Origin of the sequence: Citrobacter koseri ATCC BAA-895 (genome assembly GCF_000018045.1) — a bacterium.
Taxonomy (GTDB): Bacteria; Pseudomonadota; Gammaproteobacteria; order Enterobacterales; family Enterobacteriaceae; genus Citrobacter_B; species Citrobacter_B koseri.
This window is the reverse complement of record NC_009792.1, coordinates 964,308-981,481: the sequence shown is the minus strand read 5'-3', so window position 1 is coordinate 981,481 and position 17,174 is coordinate 964,308. Positions and strand designations below refer to the sequence as shown.

14 protein-coding genes are annotated in these 17,174 nt (G+C 54.1%); 9 read left to right on the top strand and 5 right to left on the bottom strand.

All coding sequences use genetic code 11. The annotated features are described in order from the left end of the window. The first annotated feature begins 129 nt into the window (after positions 1-129). The gene (yedA, locus tag CKO_RS04280) at positions 130-1,050 is read left to right on the top strand and encodes a drug/metabolite exporter YedA (RefSeq protein ID WP_012131887.1); all 921 of its coding nucleotides are present in this window, start codon (positions 130-132) and stop codon (positions 1,048-1,050) included. Here the strand turns inward: yedA and CKO_RS04275 are convergent. The 3 genes from CKO_RS04275 to CKO_RS04265 form a co-directional block, all read right to left on the bottom strand. Next, positions 1,039-1,509, bottom strand: a complete 471-nt coding sequence (locus CKO_RS04275) for a very short patch repair endonuclease (RefSeq protein ID WP_012131886.1) — start codon at positions 1,507-1,509, stop codon at positions 1,039-1,041. The two genes, yedA and CKO_RS04275, sit on opposite strands and share 12 nt — an antisense overlap. Further along, a complete protein-coding gene (locus CKO_RS04270) occupies positions 1,490-2,923 on the bottom strand; it encodes a DNA cytosine methyltransferase (RefSeq protein WP_012131885.1) in 1,434 nt (477 codons plus the stop codon). The genes CKO_RS04275 and CKO_RS04270 overlap by 20 nt, the downstream gene beginning before the upstream one ends. 72 nt (positions 2,924-2,995) lie before the next feature. Beyond that, positions 2,996-3,691 carry a phosphohydrolase gene (locus tag CKO_RS04265; protein ID WP_012131884.1) on the bottom strand — a complete coding sequence of 232 codons (696 nt, stop codon included), beginning with the start codon at positions 3,689-3,691 and terminating at the stop codon, positions 2,996-2,998. 408 nt (positions 3,692-4,099) lie between these two features. Here CKO_RS04265 and ompC point away from each other — a divergent pair, with 408 nt between their 5' ends. Next, entirely contained in the window at positions 4,100-5,281 is a 1,182-nt protein-coding gene (gene ompC, locus CKO_RS04260; RefSeq protein ID WP_012131883.1) for a porin OmpC, read from the top strand. Between the two features lie 64 nt (positions 5,282-5,345). Here the strand turns inward: ompC and CKO_RS04255 are convergent, their stop codons facing one another. Further along, positions 5,346-6,242, bottom strand: coding sequence for a siderophore-interacting protein (locus tag CKO_RS04255; RefSeq protein WP_012131882.1), 897 nt, complete (start codon positions 6,240-6,242; stop codon positions 5,346-5,348). Between the two features lie 15 nt (positions 6,243-6,257). Continuing rightward, a complete protein-coding gene (locus tag CKO_RS04250) occupies positions 6,258-7,469 on the bottom strand; it encodes an MFS transporter (protein WP_012131880.1) in 1,212 nt (403 codons plus the stop codon). Positions 7,470-7,601: 132 nt separating this feature from the next. On the opposite strand from CKO_RS04250, the gene iucA reads away from it, so the two are divergent. The 7 genes from iucA to CKO_RS04215 all read left to right on the top strand — a co-directional run bounded on the left by iucA (position 7,602) and on the right by CKO_RS04215 (position 17,062). Beyond that, entirely contained in the window at positions 7,602-9,326 is a 1,725-nt protein-coding gene (gene iucA / locus CKO_RS04245) for an aerobactin synthase IucA (protein ID WP_024130228.1), read from the top strand. Beyond that, positions 9,327-10,274 carry a N(6)-hydroxylysine O-acetyltransferase IucB gene (iucB, locus tag CKO_RS04240; RefSeq protein ID WP_012131876.1) on the top strand — a complete coding sequence of 316 codons (948 nt, stop codon included), beginning with the start codon at positions 9,327-9,329 and terminating at the stop codon, positions 10,272-10,274. It begins immediately after the preceding gene. Continuing rightward, complete coding sequence (gene iucC / locus CKO_RS04235; protein ID WP_012131875.1) at positions 10,274-12,007, top strand: NIS family aerobactin synthetase IucC; 1,734 nt, start codon at positions 10,274-10,276, stop codon at positions 12,005-12,007. The genes iucB and iucC overlap by 1 nt, the downstream gene beginning before the upstream one ends. A gap of 3 nt (positions 12,008-12,010) precedes the next feature. After that, complete coding sequence (gene iucD, locus CKO_RS04230) at positions 12,011-13,345, top strand: NADPH-dependent L-lysine N(6)-monooxygenase (protein WP_012131874.1); 1,335 nt, start codon at positions 12,011-12,013, stop codon at positions 13,343-13,345. Between the two features lie 25 nt (positions 13,346-13,370). Then, positions 13,371-15,572 (top strand): ferric aerobactin receptor IutA, encoded by a 2,202-nt coding sequence (gene iutA / locus CKO_RS04225; RefSeq protein ID WP_012131873.1) that lies wholly within the window; start codon positions 13,371-13,373, stop codon positions 15,570-15,572. 176 nt (positions 15,573-15,748) lie between these two features. After that, positions 15,749-16,462 (top strand): flagellar brake protein, encoded by a 714-nt coding sequence (locus CKO_RS04220; protein ID WP_012131872.1) that lies wholly within the window; start codon positions 15,749-15,751, stop codon positions 16,460-16,462. Positions 16,463-16,477: 15 nt separating this feature from the next. Beyond that, the gene (locus CKO_RS04215; protein ID WP_024130227.1) at positions 16,478-17,062 is read left to right on the top strand and encodes a helix-turn-helix domain-containing protein; all 585 of its coding nucleotides are present in this window, start codon (positions 16,478-16,480) and stop codon (positions 17,060-17,062) included. The last annotated feature ends 112 nt before the right edge of the window (positions 17,063-17,174 follow it).

Sequence of the window (17,174 nt, the reverse complement as noted above, 5' to 3'; positions counted from 1 at the left end):
AAACGTAATGCCGAAACGGGTAGCAATCGTCAACAAAAATTTAACAAAAGAGTGCAATTATAACGCTCGCCAGCGCGATAGTTTTGACGTTTACTATGTTGCACCTTTTTATTTCCGCCGTGAGGGATTATGCGTTTCAGGCAGTTACTACCACTTTTTAGCGCACTCTTCGCGCTGTATATCATTTGGGGTTCCACGTACTTCGTTATTCGTATTGGCGTTGAGAGTTGGCCGCCGCTGATGATGGCGGGCGTCCGTTTTCTGTCTGCGGGGATTTTGTTAACAACATTCTTACTTCTTCGCGGGCACAAACTGCCCCCTTTGCGTCAATTGCTCAATGCCGCGCTGATTGGCATTCTGCTGCTGGCGGTGGGGAACGGTCTGGTTACCGTAGCGGAACATCAGGATGTACCGTCCGGCATCGCCGCCGTGGTGGTCGCGACGGTTCCATTATTCACGCTGTGCTTCAGCCATTTCTTTGGCATTAAAACGCGAAAACTGGAGTGGACAGGCATCGCCATCGGCCTGGCGGGGATCATCATGCTCAATAGCGGCGGAAATTTGAGCGGCAACCCCTGGGGCGCGCTGTTGATCCTGATTGGCTCGATGAGCTGGGCATTCGGCTCCGTGTTCGGCGCCCGCATCGCGTTGCCGACAGGCATGATGGCCGGAGCGATTGAAATGCTGGCTGCCGGTGTTGTGCTGATGTTCGCTTCCTTTATCGCCGGGGAAAAGCTGACGACGATGCCGACGCTCTCCGGCTTCATGGCGGTAGGTTATCTGGCGCTATTCGGTTCCATTATCGCCATTAACGCCTATATGTATTTGATCCGTAATGTCAGCCCGGCGCTGGCGACCAGTTACGCTTACGTCAACCCGGTAGTGGCGGTGTTACTGGGAACAGGTCTGGGGGGAGAAAGCCTTTCTTCCGTCGAGTGGCTGGCATTAGGGGTAATTGTTTTCGCTGTCGTCCTGGTGACGCTGGGGAAATATTTGTTTCCCGCCAGACCCGCGACTGCAGTGAGTGAATCGGAAAAATCACTCCAGTAAATGAATACCCTGCGTGTCGATCTGCGCGGTGGGGCCACCGCCGCAGATCCACTCCTCAAGCCGTTCCGCCAGTGCGGCGTCGCTGAGTTTCAACCGGCCACGCAAAGCACACTCCCAGACAATCAGCACACGCCAGCCAAGCTCGCGAAGCCTCAGCATGTCTCGCCGATCGCGCTCCACATTTTTACCGATTTTGTTCAGCCAGAACTCGGTACGCGTGGCGGGAACTTTGAACAGGTGGCAGTCATGATGATGCCAGAAACAGCCGTGCGTGAAGATAACGCAGCGATACTCATCCACGACAAAATCCGGGCGTCCGGGCAACGTGGCGTCCTGCACATGAAACGCCATCCCCTGCTCCTGCAACAGAGCGGCAAGGCGTTTTTCTATCGCCGTATCGCGCGTGGCTATCGCCCGCATATTCTTGCTGCGCGTCGCCTTATCGTGTACGTCCGCCATGCTGGCTCTCTTTCTGGCGCAATGTAACAGCCTGTTTAATTCTCGACTCCAGCAGTTTTGCTACTGCGGCAAATGCCGGAACCACGACGGAGTTACCAAACTGACGGTAGGCCTGGGTGTCTGAAACGGGAATGCGGAACTGATATTCCTGCGGCGATTCAAATCCCATTAACCGCGCGCACTCTCTGGGCGTTAACCGGCGTGGACGGTGCTGCTGATTCACCGGATCGTCGAAATTCGCCTCTCCTGCGGCCATATCCCAGCCACGGTCAATCAGTATCTCCGCGCCATCTTTATAGTAACGCGCCGACAATGTGCGCGTTACGCTGCCGGGATTCGCAGGATAGACCATCCCATAGCCAAAACCGTTACCCCGGGCCTGATGCTTTTTCGCGTAGCGGTACAAATACTTCCACAATACCGGCGTCAGCACATATCTCGCTTCAACCGCCGGTTCAAGCAGCTCCGCCAGCGTGATGCGCTGCTGCGGATAGCGTGTGGCAATATCCCGCAGCGTAAAATCGGTTTTCAGATTAAGATCGCGGCGGAACCCCACCAGCACAATCCTCTCCCGATGCTGGGGTAAAAAATGGCGGCCATCAATAATTTTCGGGTCGTCCGGCCCATTATCCGCAGCATCGGCGACGTCATACCCCAGTTCGTCAAGCGTTTGCATAATGATGCGAAACGTTTTTCCCTGGTCGTGGCTTTTCAGGTTTTTGACGTTTTCGAGCACAAAAATCGCCGGGCGTCGGGCGTCAATGACCCGCACGACATCGAAAAAGAGCGTCCCCTGCGTATCACAGGCGAAACCATGCGCCCGTCCCATCGCGTTTTTCTTTGATACCCCTGCCAGAGAGAATGGCTGGCAGGGAAAACCGGCCAGTAGAACATCGTGCTCCGGTATGTGCTGGCGAATATGCTCCGCCGCTTCGCTATCGCTCACGCCGTCGCGGTGGCTCAGAGTAATATCGCGAATATCTTCATTGAAATGATGCCGTTGCGGATCGCAGTAATAATTGGCTTTATAGGTGCGTACCGCGTGTTTATTCCATTCGCTGGTAAACACGCACTGCCCGCCTATCGCTTCAAAGCCACGGCGAATTCCGCCGATCCCGGCGAAGAGATCGACAAAACGAAAGGCATAATGCGGATGGTGTGCCGGAGGCGTTGGCAACAATGTCCTGAGGTGCGTATATTCGCTCTCGCTCAGACGATGCCACGCCGTTGCGTTCGCCACGACGCGTTTAAAAATAGCCGGGCTCCAGTGGTTCTCCCCAACGCCATTCAGATGCGCCACCAGCGTTTTCACATCATAGATTTCCAGCAGTTTGCCCAGCAGCGCCTGTACGGCAGCCCCGGCATTGTCCGTCATCAGATCCTGGAAACCTGTTACTGAAAGATTTTCCTGCATACATTTAACCGGCGAAATTGATATTCGACAGGTTAACACAAAATGAACGCGTTTACGTTTTGGGTATGGTTGCTACTTATCGCAGCTAAAAGCCTGAATTACCGTCTGATCCAACGAGTCGTACTCCCCCCTTAGCTCCGCGCTTAGCTTCGCCATCCAGGTCACCAGGAAGTCGGCGTTATGCTCTGCCAGCAGCTTTCCCCGCGCGGTTTGCATGGTTTGCGGCAAGGTCAGAAGTTTTGTCTGAAAATGGTCGAGGGCGAATTGCTTATCGTTAAGCGGGCGACGTTGCGCGAAGGGATCTTCAGCATCAAATAGCGAAACGCCCAGCCCGCCGGAAACGGCAAACACGCGCGCCAGACCGATTGCGCCCAGTGCTTCAAGCCGGTCGGCATCCTGCACAATCTTCGCCTCGCTGGTCATTGGCGCAATGTGGGCGCTAAAACTGTGCGCCTCAATCGCATGACTGACTGCCGCTAATTTCGCTTCAGGATACGCAGGGAAATCGTTCATTAATATGCGACGTGCCGCGTCAGCGGCCAGCACGGATGAACGATAGCGATCGGGATGATTTTTCGGCAGGCTGACGATATCGTGGAAATAACACGCGGTCAGCACAACAAGCCAGTCAACATCCTCATCCGTCGACAGCTTTTGTGCCGTTCCCCAGACGCGACGAAAATGAAAAATGTCATGGGCGCTATCCTGCTCGTGGTGATTTTTGCCCAACCACGCTTCGAACTGCGATTGCCAGTAGTGTAAATCCACGCTGCCTCCTCTGAATCAGAAAGCAACATTAGCAATATTCCGCCTTGTCTTCACGCTCAATGATTACGGGAGGAGGTATCAGACAAGTTAACGAAGGCAATAAATGGAATAAAAAGAAAATCCGAACGACGTTAAAATAGCGTTAATTACGATAAAACATTCACAAAATAAATTCCAAAAACGCAAATCATAATTTATTAAAAGAAAAACATAATACAGTTAAATATAAAGCAATAAATACATATTAAATTATTTATAATCACACCCAAGGAAATAATTAGAAATATTTTAAATACATTTGTTACATGTAATATTTAAAAAAGAATGAACTTCCTGGAATAGTATTCAACAGTGATCTTCAGGATTCGATCACTTATTCATATCAATTATTATTATAGGGAATACATAATGAAAAGAAAAGTTCTGGCGATGCTTGTCCCTGCTCTATTAATTGCAGGCGCTGCAAATGCGGCTGAAGTGTATAATAAAGACGGCAATAAACTGGACCTGTACGGTAAAGTTGATGGCCTGCGTTATTTCTCTGACGATGCAGGTAGCGACGGCGACATGTCCTATGCCCGTCTGGGTTTTAAAGGCGAAACGCAAATTGCCGAGCAGTTAACCGGTTACGGTCAGTGGGAATACAACATTCAGGCCAACGGTACTGAAGGTGATAAAGGTGACTCCTGGACTCGTCTCGGCTTCGCTGGTTTAGGTTTTGGTCAAAACGGTACTTTCGATTACGGTCGTAACTACGGCGTGGTTTACGACGTAGAAGCCTGGACCGATATGCTGCCAGAATTCGGCGGCGATACTTACACTCAGACTGACGTTTATATGTTAGGCCGTACTAACGGCGTAGCAACCTACCGTAATAACGGCTTCTTTGGTCTGGTTGATGGTCTGAACTTTGCGCTCCAGTATCAGGGTAATAATGAAGGCACCGGTTTTGGTCAGGAAGGTTCCGGCAATAGCGCAGGTCGCAAGCTGGCTAAAGAAAACGGCGACGGCTTCGGTATGTCCACCTCCTACGACTTCGACTTCGGTTTAAGCCTGGGTGCGGCATACGCCAATTCCGATCGTACCGATGCTCAGGTTGCTCGTGGTTACGGTGACGGCATGAACCAGCGTAATAACTATGCTGGTGGCGATAAAGCTGAAGCCTGGACCGTTGGTGCTAAATACGACGCCTACAATGTTTATCTCGCCGCCATGTACGCTGAAACCCGTAATATGACTTACTATGGCAATGGCGACAGCGAACTTAATGGCGGTATCGCCAACAAAACGCAGAACTTTGAAGTTGTTGCACAGTATCAGTTTGATTTCGGTCTGCGCCCGTCTATTGCCTACCTGCAATCTAAAGGCAAAGACTTAGGTGGTCAGGAAGTAAGACACGGCAACTGGCGTTACACCGATAAAGATCTGGTGAAATATGTTGATGTAGGTATGACCTATTACTTCAACAAAAATATGTCCACCTATGTTGATTATAAAATCAACCTGCTGGATGAAGACGATAGCTTCTACGCAGACAACGGTATCGCAACCGATGATATCGTAGCCGTCGGTCTGGTTTACCAGTTCTAATATTCATTAGATACTGCACTAAGCCCGCATAATGGAATAATTTCATGATGCGGGCTTTTTATTATCACGCGCGCCCTTTAGACCAATATGCCATAAAGTTAATCGCTTTGTGCTCAACGCCACGCTCGCCAATTAAATGGCGGCGCAGCAGTTTGACGACGGTGGACTCTGCGGCCACCCACCCATAAAACGCCGTGCTGCTGGTCGTGGCCTTATCCCAGAGAAGCTCCCCTTCGGCTTCTTCTTTCACCGTATCCACCGTATCGGGATGGCGACTTTCGGGTACTCTGGCATGCGTTTTTACGGCCTGAATCAGGCATTCACCGTGCTTCGCCGCTGCGGGGTTACGCGGCAACCAAAAAATGTCGGCGAACTTAAACTCGCTTAAATTCGCGCAGTCGCCCTGTTCAGGAACTTCAAAGAACGCCTGAACCTGTGGCGGATTGGTCTGTCTCGCCAGCATCTCAAGGATACCGCGCGCGGCGGGGAGCGCCGTCTCATCAGCAATGATTAACGCATTCCGCAGTCCCTGGGGAGGCGTCCATTCATAGCCGCCGCTGTCTTCAGCATACGCCGCGTCAGGCGCCACCATCTGAATGGCGTCGCCGGGTCTGGCGTTAATCGCCCATGCCGAAGCCGGTCCCTCTGTACCATGATTGATAAATTCCACGGTGACCTCCTGGCGAGCAGGATCGACATGTCGCAGCGTATAGGTGCGGATAACCGGGCGCTTCTCTTTTGGCATCCCCAGTACAAGCTGATACCAGTGCCCTTCGGCAGGCAACGACGGCGGCGTACCGTCTTCAGACGGAAACAACATCTTAATGCGCTGATCCGGCGAGTCGCATTTCATCTGCGCCACCTCCTGCCCGCTGAAAACCAGGTTCAGCAGCGAAGGGGAAACCTCCGTCTTACGCGCCAGTTGAACGTTGAACAGGCGGTAGCCCTGAACTCCAGCCATAACTTTTCCTTACGCTTAAATCGCGGAATGACGTGAACGGTAGCGGCTGCGCCAGATAAAGCCAGACACCACGGTAAATAACACAGCGACGAAAAAAGCCGCCACAATCAGCGCCGCTGCGGCGCCGGTTTTCGACACCAGCGGCACCAGCAATGCACAAAGCCCATAGCCAAGCGTGTGGCTGGTCGCGATCCAGCCCGCGCCTGCGCCGTCTGTCAGCTTATCATTCAGTAAAAGCTGATAAGCGGGTGTTGCCAGAGCAGCCCCAAACGACAGCACCGCACAGCCGAGGTAAAACAACCATAGCTGTTCGGCGAGCATTATCGCCAGGCCACAAATCATCAGCGCTCCGGCACTCAAGAGCAGCGCCATCGGCGTCAGGCGCTGCGGGCGGAGCACCCCGAACTGTGCGATAAGCGCGGCGACTGCGGCCAGCCCCAACAGCCACGCCACCTGATGGCTAATGGCGGCGGTATCCGTGGCGAACTGGCGAGTAAGGGCGGGTGAAAGACCAAGCTGCATCATGCTCACCGCCGCAGCTAATAACAGCGCGCAAAGCAGATAAGGCAGGCAATCCAGCCTCAGGCTGGCGCTCTTGCGCTCCGCTGCGGGCTGCGGTGGCGTGCCAGGCAACCGCAGCAGCATCACCAGCGCCAGCAGTGGCGCTGCCATCAGCAGCCCCATCGGCGCCAGAGGGTGAATTGCCAGCATCGCCGCTGCGCACAACGGCCCGAATAGTCTGCCGCAGCTCAAGCCGGAGCTAATGGTTGCCAGAGCGACCATACGATTCCCTTCCCCTGCTCTCTGCAATGCCCAGACCTGACAGGCTGGCACCATCGCCGACACGGTAAGCCCGTAGGCGATCCGCGCGATGATTAATATTCCCAGCCCCACCGCTGTTGTTACGGCGCCGGTCGCCATCAGCATGCTTCCCAGCCCAAGCAGAGTAAAGCTTGCGCCGTATCCCCCCAGTGCCCACAGCACCACAGGCTTACTGCCCACACGGGCAATTTGCTTTCCCCACCACGGGGAAGACGGCAGGAACAGCATTGAGCCAAGCATCAGCAAAGCCGCCCAAATCGACAGGCTCAGGTTTGTCTGAATCACCAGTACAGGGATCGCGACCAGCAGGCCGTTTTGCCCGACACCGAGTAACCCCGCGCTGAACGCAAGCGGCCAGCAGGACAATGGTTTTTGCGGCGTTTCCGCGCTCTCAAGAGACGTCACGATGTTGCAATTCCATGCATTAATTGTGTTTATTTGTAAAATTAATTTTACCGATTCTAACAATTGTTATTGATAATGAGAAACCTTATCGGCAAAATTCGCATTATCATAATGAGTGGGATCTGTTTGATTATGACTTTGCCAACTAAAACGTCAGCCCTGGATGTGGCTGCGCAGTGCTTCCTGAATTCCCTGGTTCGTGAAACCAAAGACTGGCGGCTGACGGAATACCAGCCAACCGAATTGATCATCCCGCTGGGCGAACAGCAGGCGCTCCATTTCAGAGTGGCTTATTTTTCCCCAACCCAGCATCACCGCTTTGAATTTCCGGCGCGTCTGGTCACAGCGTCCGGCAGTCACCCCGTCGATTTCGCCACCCTCTCCCGGCTTATTGTTGATAAGCTCCAGCACCAACTCTTGCTGCCCGCGACCAGTTGCGAAACCTTCCACCAGCGCGTGATGGAAAGCCACGCCCATACGCAGCAGGCGATTGATGCCCGCCATGACTGGGCAGCCCTGCGTGAAAAAGCGTTGAACTTTGGCGAGGCGGAGCAGGCTCTGCTGGTCGGGCACGCCTTCCACCCTGCGCCTAAGTCTCATGAACCGTTTAACCAGCAGGAGGCCGAACGCTACCTACCGGACTTCGCGCCCCACTTCCCGCTGCGGTGGTTTGCGGTGGACAAAACGCAGATCGCCGGTGAAAGCCTGCACCTCAACCTGCAACAGCGGTTGACGCGATTTGCCGCAGAGAATGCGCCGCAGTTACTCAATGAATTAAGCGACAATCAATGGCTATTCCCACTGCACCCGTGGCAGGGGGAGTATCTGTTGCAGCAGGAGTGGTGCCAGGAGCTTGTCGCTAAAGGACTGATTAAAGATTTAGGCGAGGCCGGCGCGCCGTGGCTACCGACCACCTCTTCCCGCTCGCTCTACTGCGCCACCAGCCGCGACATGATCAAATTCTCCCTGAGCGTGCGCCTGACCAACTCCGTCCGTACCCTGTCAGTGAAAGAAGTGAAGCGTGGAATGCGCCTGGCGCGCCTGGCGCAAACCGACGACTGGCAGACGCTACAGGCTCGCTTCCCGACTTTCCGGGTGATGCAGGAAGACGGCTGGGCCGGGCTGCGCGATCTCCACGGCAACATCATGCAGGAAAGCCTGTTTGCCCTGCGTGAAAACCTGCTGGTGGATCAGCCGCAAAGCCAGACTAACGTACTGGTCTCCCTGACCCAGGCCGCACCGGATGGCGGTGATTCGCTGCTGGTTGCGGCGGTAAAACGCCTGAGCGATCGCCTCGGCATCACTGCGCAACAGGCCGCCCACGCATGGGTCGATGCTTACTGTCAGCAGGTGCTGAAGCCGCTGTTTACGGCTGAAGCGGATTACGGCCTGGTGCTGCTGGCACATCAGCAAAATATTCTGGTTCAGATGCTTGGGGATCTGCCGGTCGGGCTTATCTACCGTGACTGCCAGGGCAGCGCATTTATGCCTCACGCGGCAGGCTGGCTCGACACCATTGGCGAAGCGCAGGCGGAAAACGTCTTCACCCATGAGCAGTTGCTGCGCTACTTCCCTTATTACCTGCTGGTTAACTCCACTTTTGCCGTGACCGCCGCGCTGGGCGCCGCCGGGCTGGACAGTGAAGCGAATCTGATGGCTCGCGTACGAACCTTGCTGGCTGAAGTGCGTGATCAGGTGACTCATAAAACCTGTCTCAACTACGTGCTGGAAAATCCGTACTGGAACGTAAAAGGTAACTTTTTCTGTTATCTGAACGACCACAACGAGAACACCATCGTCGATCCCTCGGTGATCTACTTCGATTTCGCCAACCCGCTGCTGGCTCAGGAGGGCTAAATGTCTAAGGCAAACATCGTTCACAGCGGATATGGACTGCGCTGTGAAAAACTCGACAAGCCTCTGAATCTTAGCTGGGGGCTGGACAATAGCGCGGTGCTGCGCTGGCCGGGGCCGCTGCCGACAGGGTGGCTGCGCGACGCGCTGGATCAGATATTTATCGCCGCACCGCAACTTTCAGCGGTGGTTCTCCCCTGGGCCGAATGGCGCGAGGAGCCACAGGCGCTGACGCTTTTCGGGCAGGTAAAAAGCGACATCATCCATCGCGCCGCCTTCTGGCAGTTACCGCTATGGCTGAGTTCTCCGGCAAACTGGGCCTCCGGCGAAATGTTTTTTGATGCAGAGCGTGAGATTTATTTCCCGCTGCGCCCGCCCCGTCCGCAGGGCGAGGTTTATCGCCGTTACGATCCACGCGTTCGCAAGACGCTGAGTTTCCGCGTTGCCGATCCCGTTCTTGATGCAGAACGTTTCACCCGCTGGATGAACGATCCGCGCGTTGAGTATTTCTGGGAGCAAAGCGGCTCGCTGGAGGTACAGACCGCCTATCTGGAGCGCCAACTCACCAGTAAACATGCGTTCCCGCTGATCGGCTGCTTCGACGATCGGCCGTTTAGCTATTTCGAAATCTACTGGGCGGCGGAAGACCGCATTGGCCGCCACTATTCGTGGCAACCCTTTGACCGTGGCCTGCATCTGCTGGTTGGTGAACAGCAATGGCGCGGAGCCCACTACGTGCAAAGCTGGCTGCGCGGGCTGACGCATTACCTGCTGCTGGATGAGCCCCGCACGCAGCGCACCGTACTTGAGCCACGCGCCGATAACCAGCGCCTGTTCCGCCACCTTGAGCCTGCGGGATACCGGACAATTAAAGAGTTCGACTTCCCACACAAGCGCTCGCGCATGGTGATGGCGGATCGCCATCACTTCTTCACGGAGGTCGGTCTGTAATGAATCACAAGGATTGGGATTTTGTTAACCGCCAGCTGGTGGCAAAAATGCTGGCCGAGCTGGAGTATGAGCAGGTTTTCCACGCGGAATCTCAGGGCGATGGCCGCTACTGCATTAACCTGCCGGGCGCGCAATGGCGCTTCAGAGCTGAACGCGGCATCTGGGGCTGGCTGTGGATTGATGCTCAAACGCTGCGCTGCGCGGACGAGCCCGTTCTGGCGCAAACGCTACTGATGCAGCTAAAGCCGGTGCTGTCGATGAGCGATGCCACCGTTGCTGAGCATATGCAGGATTTGTATGCCACGCTGCTGGGCGACCTGCAACTGCTGAAGGCACGGCGCGGGCTGAGCGCCAGTGACCTGATTGATCTTGATGCCGACCGCCTGCAATGCCTGCTAAGCGGCCATCCTAAATTCGCTTTTAATAAAGGCCGTCGGGGCTGGGGCAAAGAGGCGCTGGAGCGATATGCGCCAGAGTACGCCAACACCTTCAGACTGCACTGGCTGGCGGTAAAACGTGAGCATATGGTCTGGCGCTGCGACAGCGAGCTGGATATTCAGCAGTTGTTGACGGCCGCGATGGACCCGCAGGAGTTTGCCCGCTTCAATCAGGTCTGGCAGGACAACGGGCTGGATAACGACTGGCTGCCACTGCCGGTACATCCGTGGCAGTGGCAGCAAAAAATCGCCCTCGACTTCATCGCCGATCTTGCCGAAGGCAGGATGGTTTCTCTCGGCGAGTTTGGCGACTTGTGGCTCGCCCAGCAGTCGCTGCGCACCCTGACCAACGCCAGTCGCCAGGGCGGGCTGGATATCAAGCTGCCGCTGACCATCTACAACACCTCCTGCTACCGGGGGATTCCGGGCAAATACATCGCCGCCGGGCCGCTGGCCTCACGCTGGCTGCAACAGGTTTTTGCGACCGACGCCACGCTTAAGCAAAGCGGCGCGGTGATCCTCGGTGAACCGGCGGCGGGTTATGTGTCCCATGAAGGCTATGCCGCGCTTGCCCAGGCCCCCTACCGCTACCAGGAGATGCTCGGCGTTATCTGGCGTGAGAATCCGTGTCGCTGGCTGAAGCCGGACGAAACTCCGATTCTGATGGCGACACTGATGGAGTGCGATGAAAACAACCAGCCGCTGATAGGCGCATATATCGACCGCTCCGGGCTGGACGCTGAAACCTGGCTCACGCAGCTGTTCCGGGTGGTAGTGGTTCCGCTGTATCACCTGCTTTGCCGCTACGGCGTCGCGCTTATCGCCCACGGACAAAATATAACGCTCGCCATGAAAGAGGGCGTACCGCAGCGCGTGCTGTTGAAAGACTTCCAGGGCGATATGCGGCTGGTGAAAGATGCGTTCCCGGAGATGGACTCCCTGCCTCAGGAGGTGCGTGACGTCACCGCTCGCCTGAGCGCCGACTACTTAATTCATGATTTGCAGACCGGCCACTTCGTGACGGTTCTGCGCTTTGTTTCGCCGCTGATGGCTCGCCTTGGCGTACCGGAGAGGCGTTTTTATCAACTGCTGGCAGCAGTGTTGAGTGATTACATGCAGGAACATCCACAAATGTCAGCGCGCTTTGCGCTTTTCTCACTCTTCAAGCCACAAATCATTCGCGTAGTGCTGAACCCGGTAAAACTGACCTGGCCCGACCAGGACGGCGGCAGCCGCATGTTGCCGAATTACCTTGAGGATCTGCAAAACCCGCTGTGGCTGGCAACCAGGGACTGAATCATGACAAACACTGTAGATTTTATTGGCGTAGGCATCGGCCCGTTCAACCTGAGCATCGCGGCGCTGTCTCATCAGGCCGAAGGATTAAGCAGCCGCTTCTTTGACGGCCGCCCGCATTTTGCCTGGCATCCCGGCATGCTGGTACCGGACTGCCATATGCAGACCATGTTTCTGAAAGATCTGGTTAGCGCTGTGGCTCCCACAAGCCCGTACAGCTTTGTTAACTATCTGGTGAAGCGCAAAAAATTCTACCGCTTCCTGACCACCGAACTGCGTACCGTGTCCCGCGATGAGTTTTCCGACTACCTGCGCTGGGCCGCTGAAGGGATGAACAATCTGCATTTCAATCATACCGTTGAGAGTATTGATTTCGACGAGAGACGCCAGCGGTTTGTGGTGCAGACCAGCCAGGGCGAAAGCGTTGCCCGCAATATCTGCCTTGGCATTGGCAAGCAACCGCACCTGCCGCCTTGCGTAAAAACGGCGACGCAAACCTGCTTCCACGCCAGTGAAATGAGCCTGCGCCAGCCAGACCTCGGCGGCAAGCGAGTCACCGTGGTTGGCGGCGGGCAAAGCGGCGCCGACCTGTTCCTCAATGCGCTGCGCGGAGAATGGGGCGACGTTGCAGAGATCAGTTGGGTCTCGCGCCGCAATAACTTTAACGCGCTGGATGAGGCGGCGTTCGCCAACGAATACTTCACGCCTGAGTACGTTTCAGGCTTCGTCGGTCTGAATGAAAGCGCGCGCCAGAAGATGCTCGACGAGCAGAAAATGACCTCCGACGGCATCACGGCCGACTCGCTACTGACCATTTATCGCGAGTTGTATCACCGCTTCGAGGTACTGAGGCAACCGCGTAACGCCCGTCTGCTGCCAAGCCGCTCGGTCACAGGGCTGGAAAGTCGCGGCCAGAGCTGGCAACTGCTGCTGGAGCATCATCTGGATAACGGCTATGACACTCTGGAAAGCGACGTGGTGATTTTCGCCACCGGCTACCGTCCCGCGCTGCCGCAGATACTTTCACCGCTGATGTCGCGAATCGCCATGCGCGATGAGTGCAATTTCAAAGTACGCGACGACTTCACCCTGGAGTGGAACGGCCCGAAAGAGAACAACATCTTCGCGGTCAACGCCAGTATGCAAACCCACGGCATCGCCGAACCACAGCTCAGCCTGATGGCCTGGCGCTCCGCCCGTATTCTTAATCGCGCGCTGGGGCGTGATTTATTCGATCTCAGTATGCCGCCCGCCCTGATTCAATGGCGCAGCGGCAGCCGGGAAAAACCGCAGCCGGAGGCTGCTTCTTTAACTCGCTACACAGCATCTTTGGGCTGATTTTTTCCGCCCGTGTGAAGGAATAATGATGATAAGCAAAAAGTATACGCTTTGGGCTCTCAACCCGCTGCTTCTCGCCATGATGGCGCCAGCAGTCGCTCAACAAACCGATGATGAAACGCTCGTGGTGTCTGCCAACCGCAGCAATCGCACCGTAGCGGAGATGGCGCAAACCACCTGGGTTATCGAAAACGCCGAACTGGAACAGCAGATTCAGGGCGGCAAAGAGCTGAAAGACGCGCTGGCTCAGCTGATCCCTGGCCTTGACGTCAGCAGCCAGAGTCGCACCAACTACGGTATGAACGTGCGTGGCCGCCCGCTGGTCGTGCTGGTTGACGGCGTGCGTCTCAACTCTTCACGCACCGACAGCCGACAGCTGGACTCTATCGATCCTTTCAATATCGATCATATTGAAGTGATCTCCGGCGCGACGGCCCTGTACGGCGGCGGCAGTACCGGTGGTCTGATCAACATCGTGACCAAAAAAGGCCAGCCGGAAACCCAGATGGAGTTTGAGGCTGGCACCAAAAGCGGCTTTAACAGCAGTAAAGATCACGATGAACGCATTGCCAGCGCCATCTCCGGCGGCAATGACCATATCTCCGGGCGTGTTTCAGTGGCGTACCAGAAGTTTGGCGGCTGGTTTGACGGTAACGGCGATGCCACCCTGCTCGATAACACCCAGACCGGCCTACAGTATTCCGATCGCCTGGACATCATGGGCACCGGTACGCTGAACATCGATGAAACCCAACAGCTTCAGCTGATCACGCAGTACTATAAAAGCCAGGGCGACGACGATTACGGGCTGAATCTTGGGAAAGATTTCTCCGCCATTAGCGGGGCCAGCACGCCATACGTCAGTAAGGGGCTGAATTCCGACCGTATTCCCGGCACCGAGCGTCATCTGATCAGCCTACAGTACTCCAACAGCGATTTCTTTGGTCAGGAGCTGGTCGGCCAGGTTTACTACCGCGATGAGTCGCTGCTGTTCTACCCGTTCCCGACCGTAAATGCGAACAAACAGGCGACGGCTTTCTCCTCGTCACAGCAGGACACCGATCAGTACGGCATGAAACTGACCCTGAACAGCAAACCGCTGGACGGCTGGCAAATCACCTACGGGCTGGATGCCGACCACGAGCGCTTTACCTCCAACCAGATGTTCTTCGATCTGGCCCAGGCAAGCGCTTCCGGGGGGCTGAACAACCAGAAGATTTACACCACCGGGCGTTACCCGTCGTATGACATCACCAACCTGGCGGCCTTCCTGCAATCGAGCTATGACATCAATGATATCTTTACCCTCAGCGGCGGCGTACGCTATCAGTACACTGAGAACAAGATTGATGATTTCATAGGCTACGCGCAGCAACAGCAGATTGCCGCCGGGAAGGCGACATCCGCCGACGCCATTCCAGGCGGCTCGGTCGATTACGACAACTTCCTGTTCAACGCCGGTCTGCTGATGCACATCACCGAACGCCAGCAGGCATGGCTCAACTTCTCCCAGGGCGTGGAGCTACCGGACCCGGGTAAATACTACGGTCGCGGCACCTATGGCGCAGCGGTGAACGGTCACCTTCCCCTGACCAACAGCGTGAACGTTGGCGACAGCAAGCTGGAAGGCGTGAAGGTCGATTCTTATGAGCTGGGCTGGCGCTTTACCGGCGACAACCTGCGCACCCAAATCGCGGCCTACTACTCGATTTCCGATAAGAGCGTGGTGGCGAATAAAGATCTGACCATCAGCGTGGTGGACGACAAACGCCGCATTTACGGCGTGGAAGGCGCGGTGGACTACCTGATTCCAGATACCGACTGGAGTACCGGTGCGAACTTCAACGTGCTGAAAACCGAGTCGAAAGTGAACGGTAGCTGGCAGAAATATGACGTGAAGGTGGCAAGCCCATCGAAAGCGACAGCCTACATTGGCTGGGCGCCGGATCCGTGGAGCCTGCGCGTACAGAGCACCACCTCCTTCGATGTGAGCGATGCAGAAGGCTACAGCATTGATGGCTATACCACCGTCGATTTGCTCGGCAGCTATCAGCTTCCGGTGGGTAAACTCAGCTTCAGCGTTGAGAACCTCTTCGACCGTGACTACACCACCGTCTGGGGGCAGCGCGCGCCGCTGTATTACAGCCCAGGTTACGGCCCCGCTTCCCTGTATGACTACAAAGGACGTGGCCGCACCTTTGGTCTGAACTACTCAGTTCTGTTCTAAACCGCCCTCCTTGCCCGGCACATGCCGGGCAAATTCACCGAATGTCAATACGCAATCAATAGCATTGAACTATTTTTGAAAATTCAACAATAGGCCGCATCCTTTTATTTTTAATAAACAGGCGATCGCAACATGGGATAATAATCTGAAAGGACGTTGTATTTTAGAGAGATGGTATGTCAGAAGGAGTTTCGAAAAAATCCAGATATGAAATCATTGCTATCCTGAGAGAAGAATTCAGGGTTAAGTCTAAACTGGCTTTTAGTTTTAACGATCTGAGCTGGCAATCAGATTTACGAAAAGTTGACAGTTCATCTTTTTATATCGATCTCCCTCCCTCTTTTCAGCCTTCGTTATCTGAAAACGGCGATGTCTGTTTTCAGATCCACAGTAAACTTGGCAGGATTGAGTTTGCCACCGCGCAGATAAACACTGAGAACAATAGCCCGGATAATATTTTCCGCTTTGCCATTCCTGAGAGCATAAACATACTGCAACGGCGATCGTCCCCCCGACTTAAGACAAGAGAGAGTTATCAATTCTGTTGTTCTGGTCGTTATAAAAATGGCGTTACTTTTAAACATACGTTAAATGATGTCTCTGACGGCGGGTGTTCTTTCATATCCACCCAATCTCAACTTAAATTTATGCGTAAAGATAATGTGTTAGAAAATGTTGAGATGAGCTTTGGTGAATATGGCAGCGTAATGACTAACTTAAAAATCATCAGCGTAACAGAACTCCATAGCGAAAAATCGTATGAAGAAGCAGATTTCCGCATCTCTTGTATGTTTCAGCATAAAAGTGACGATTATAAACATTACATAGAGAATGTTATCGTCAAATTAATTATTGACAATAAAATTAAAAATAAGATTTTTTTAGTTTAACAGACCGAGAAAACATTGAGTAATTTATTATTTTACACTGATGATAATCTCATTGGGCAATCAATCCTGCATTACATGGTGGACAATGAGATAAATATTACCACGCTGGGCTATCAGGAGATCGCCGGGAGAACCTGTGCCCCTCAGTCGGGTACGATTATTATCAATGTCATTCATAAGGATATCTCTGCGGCCAGAACGGTCGCCTTACTCAATAGATTACGAATGTATCTCACGCACTGCACGCTGCTCGTTCTGATTGTAAAAAGCGACCTCGCCAGCTTATGCCGTGAACTTCTCGATCTTGAAAATGTATTGATTCTGACGGAAAACGCGTCTTGCTCCGATCTCTCGGCCATCTTCAAACATCCTTTAACGGCCCGCGAATATCAGCGCTTATACACCCGGCGAAAACTCACTACCAGGGAGCAGCAGGTGCTGGCGCTAATGATTGCCAACCATAACAATAAACAAATAGCAGAGCTTCTCAATATTGACTATAAAACAGCCCACACTCACAGAGCGAGTATTATGAGAAAGTTAGGCATGAATAACTCGCAAGTGATGAACAAAAGAATCGTCAATATGTTTCGATGCTAAACATATTAAATGTGCAGATGACCAATCAAAAACCGATAATTAATTGTTAACCAGCCCCCTGCCAATCATTTTCACCGACAAAAATATCACTTATATTAATACCACCCCCTCT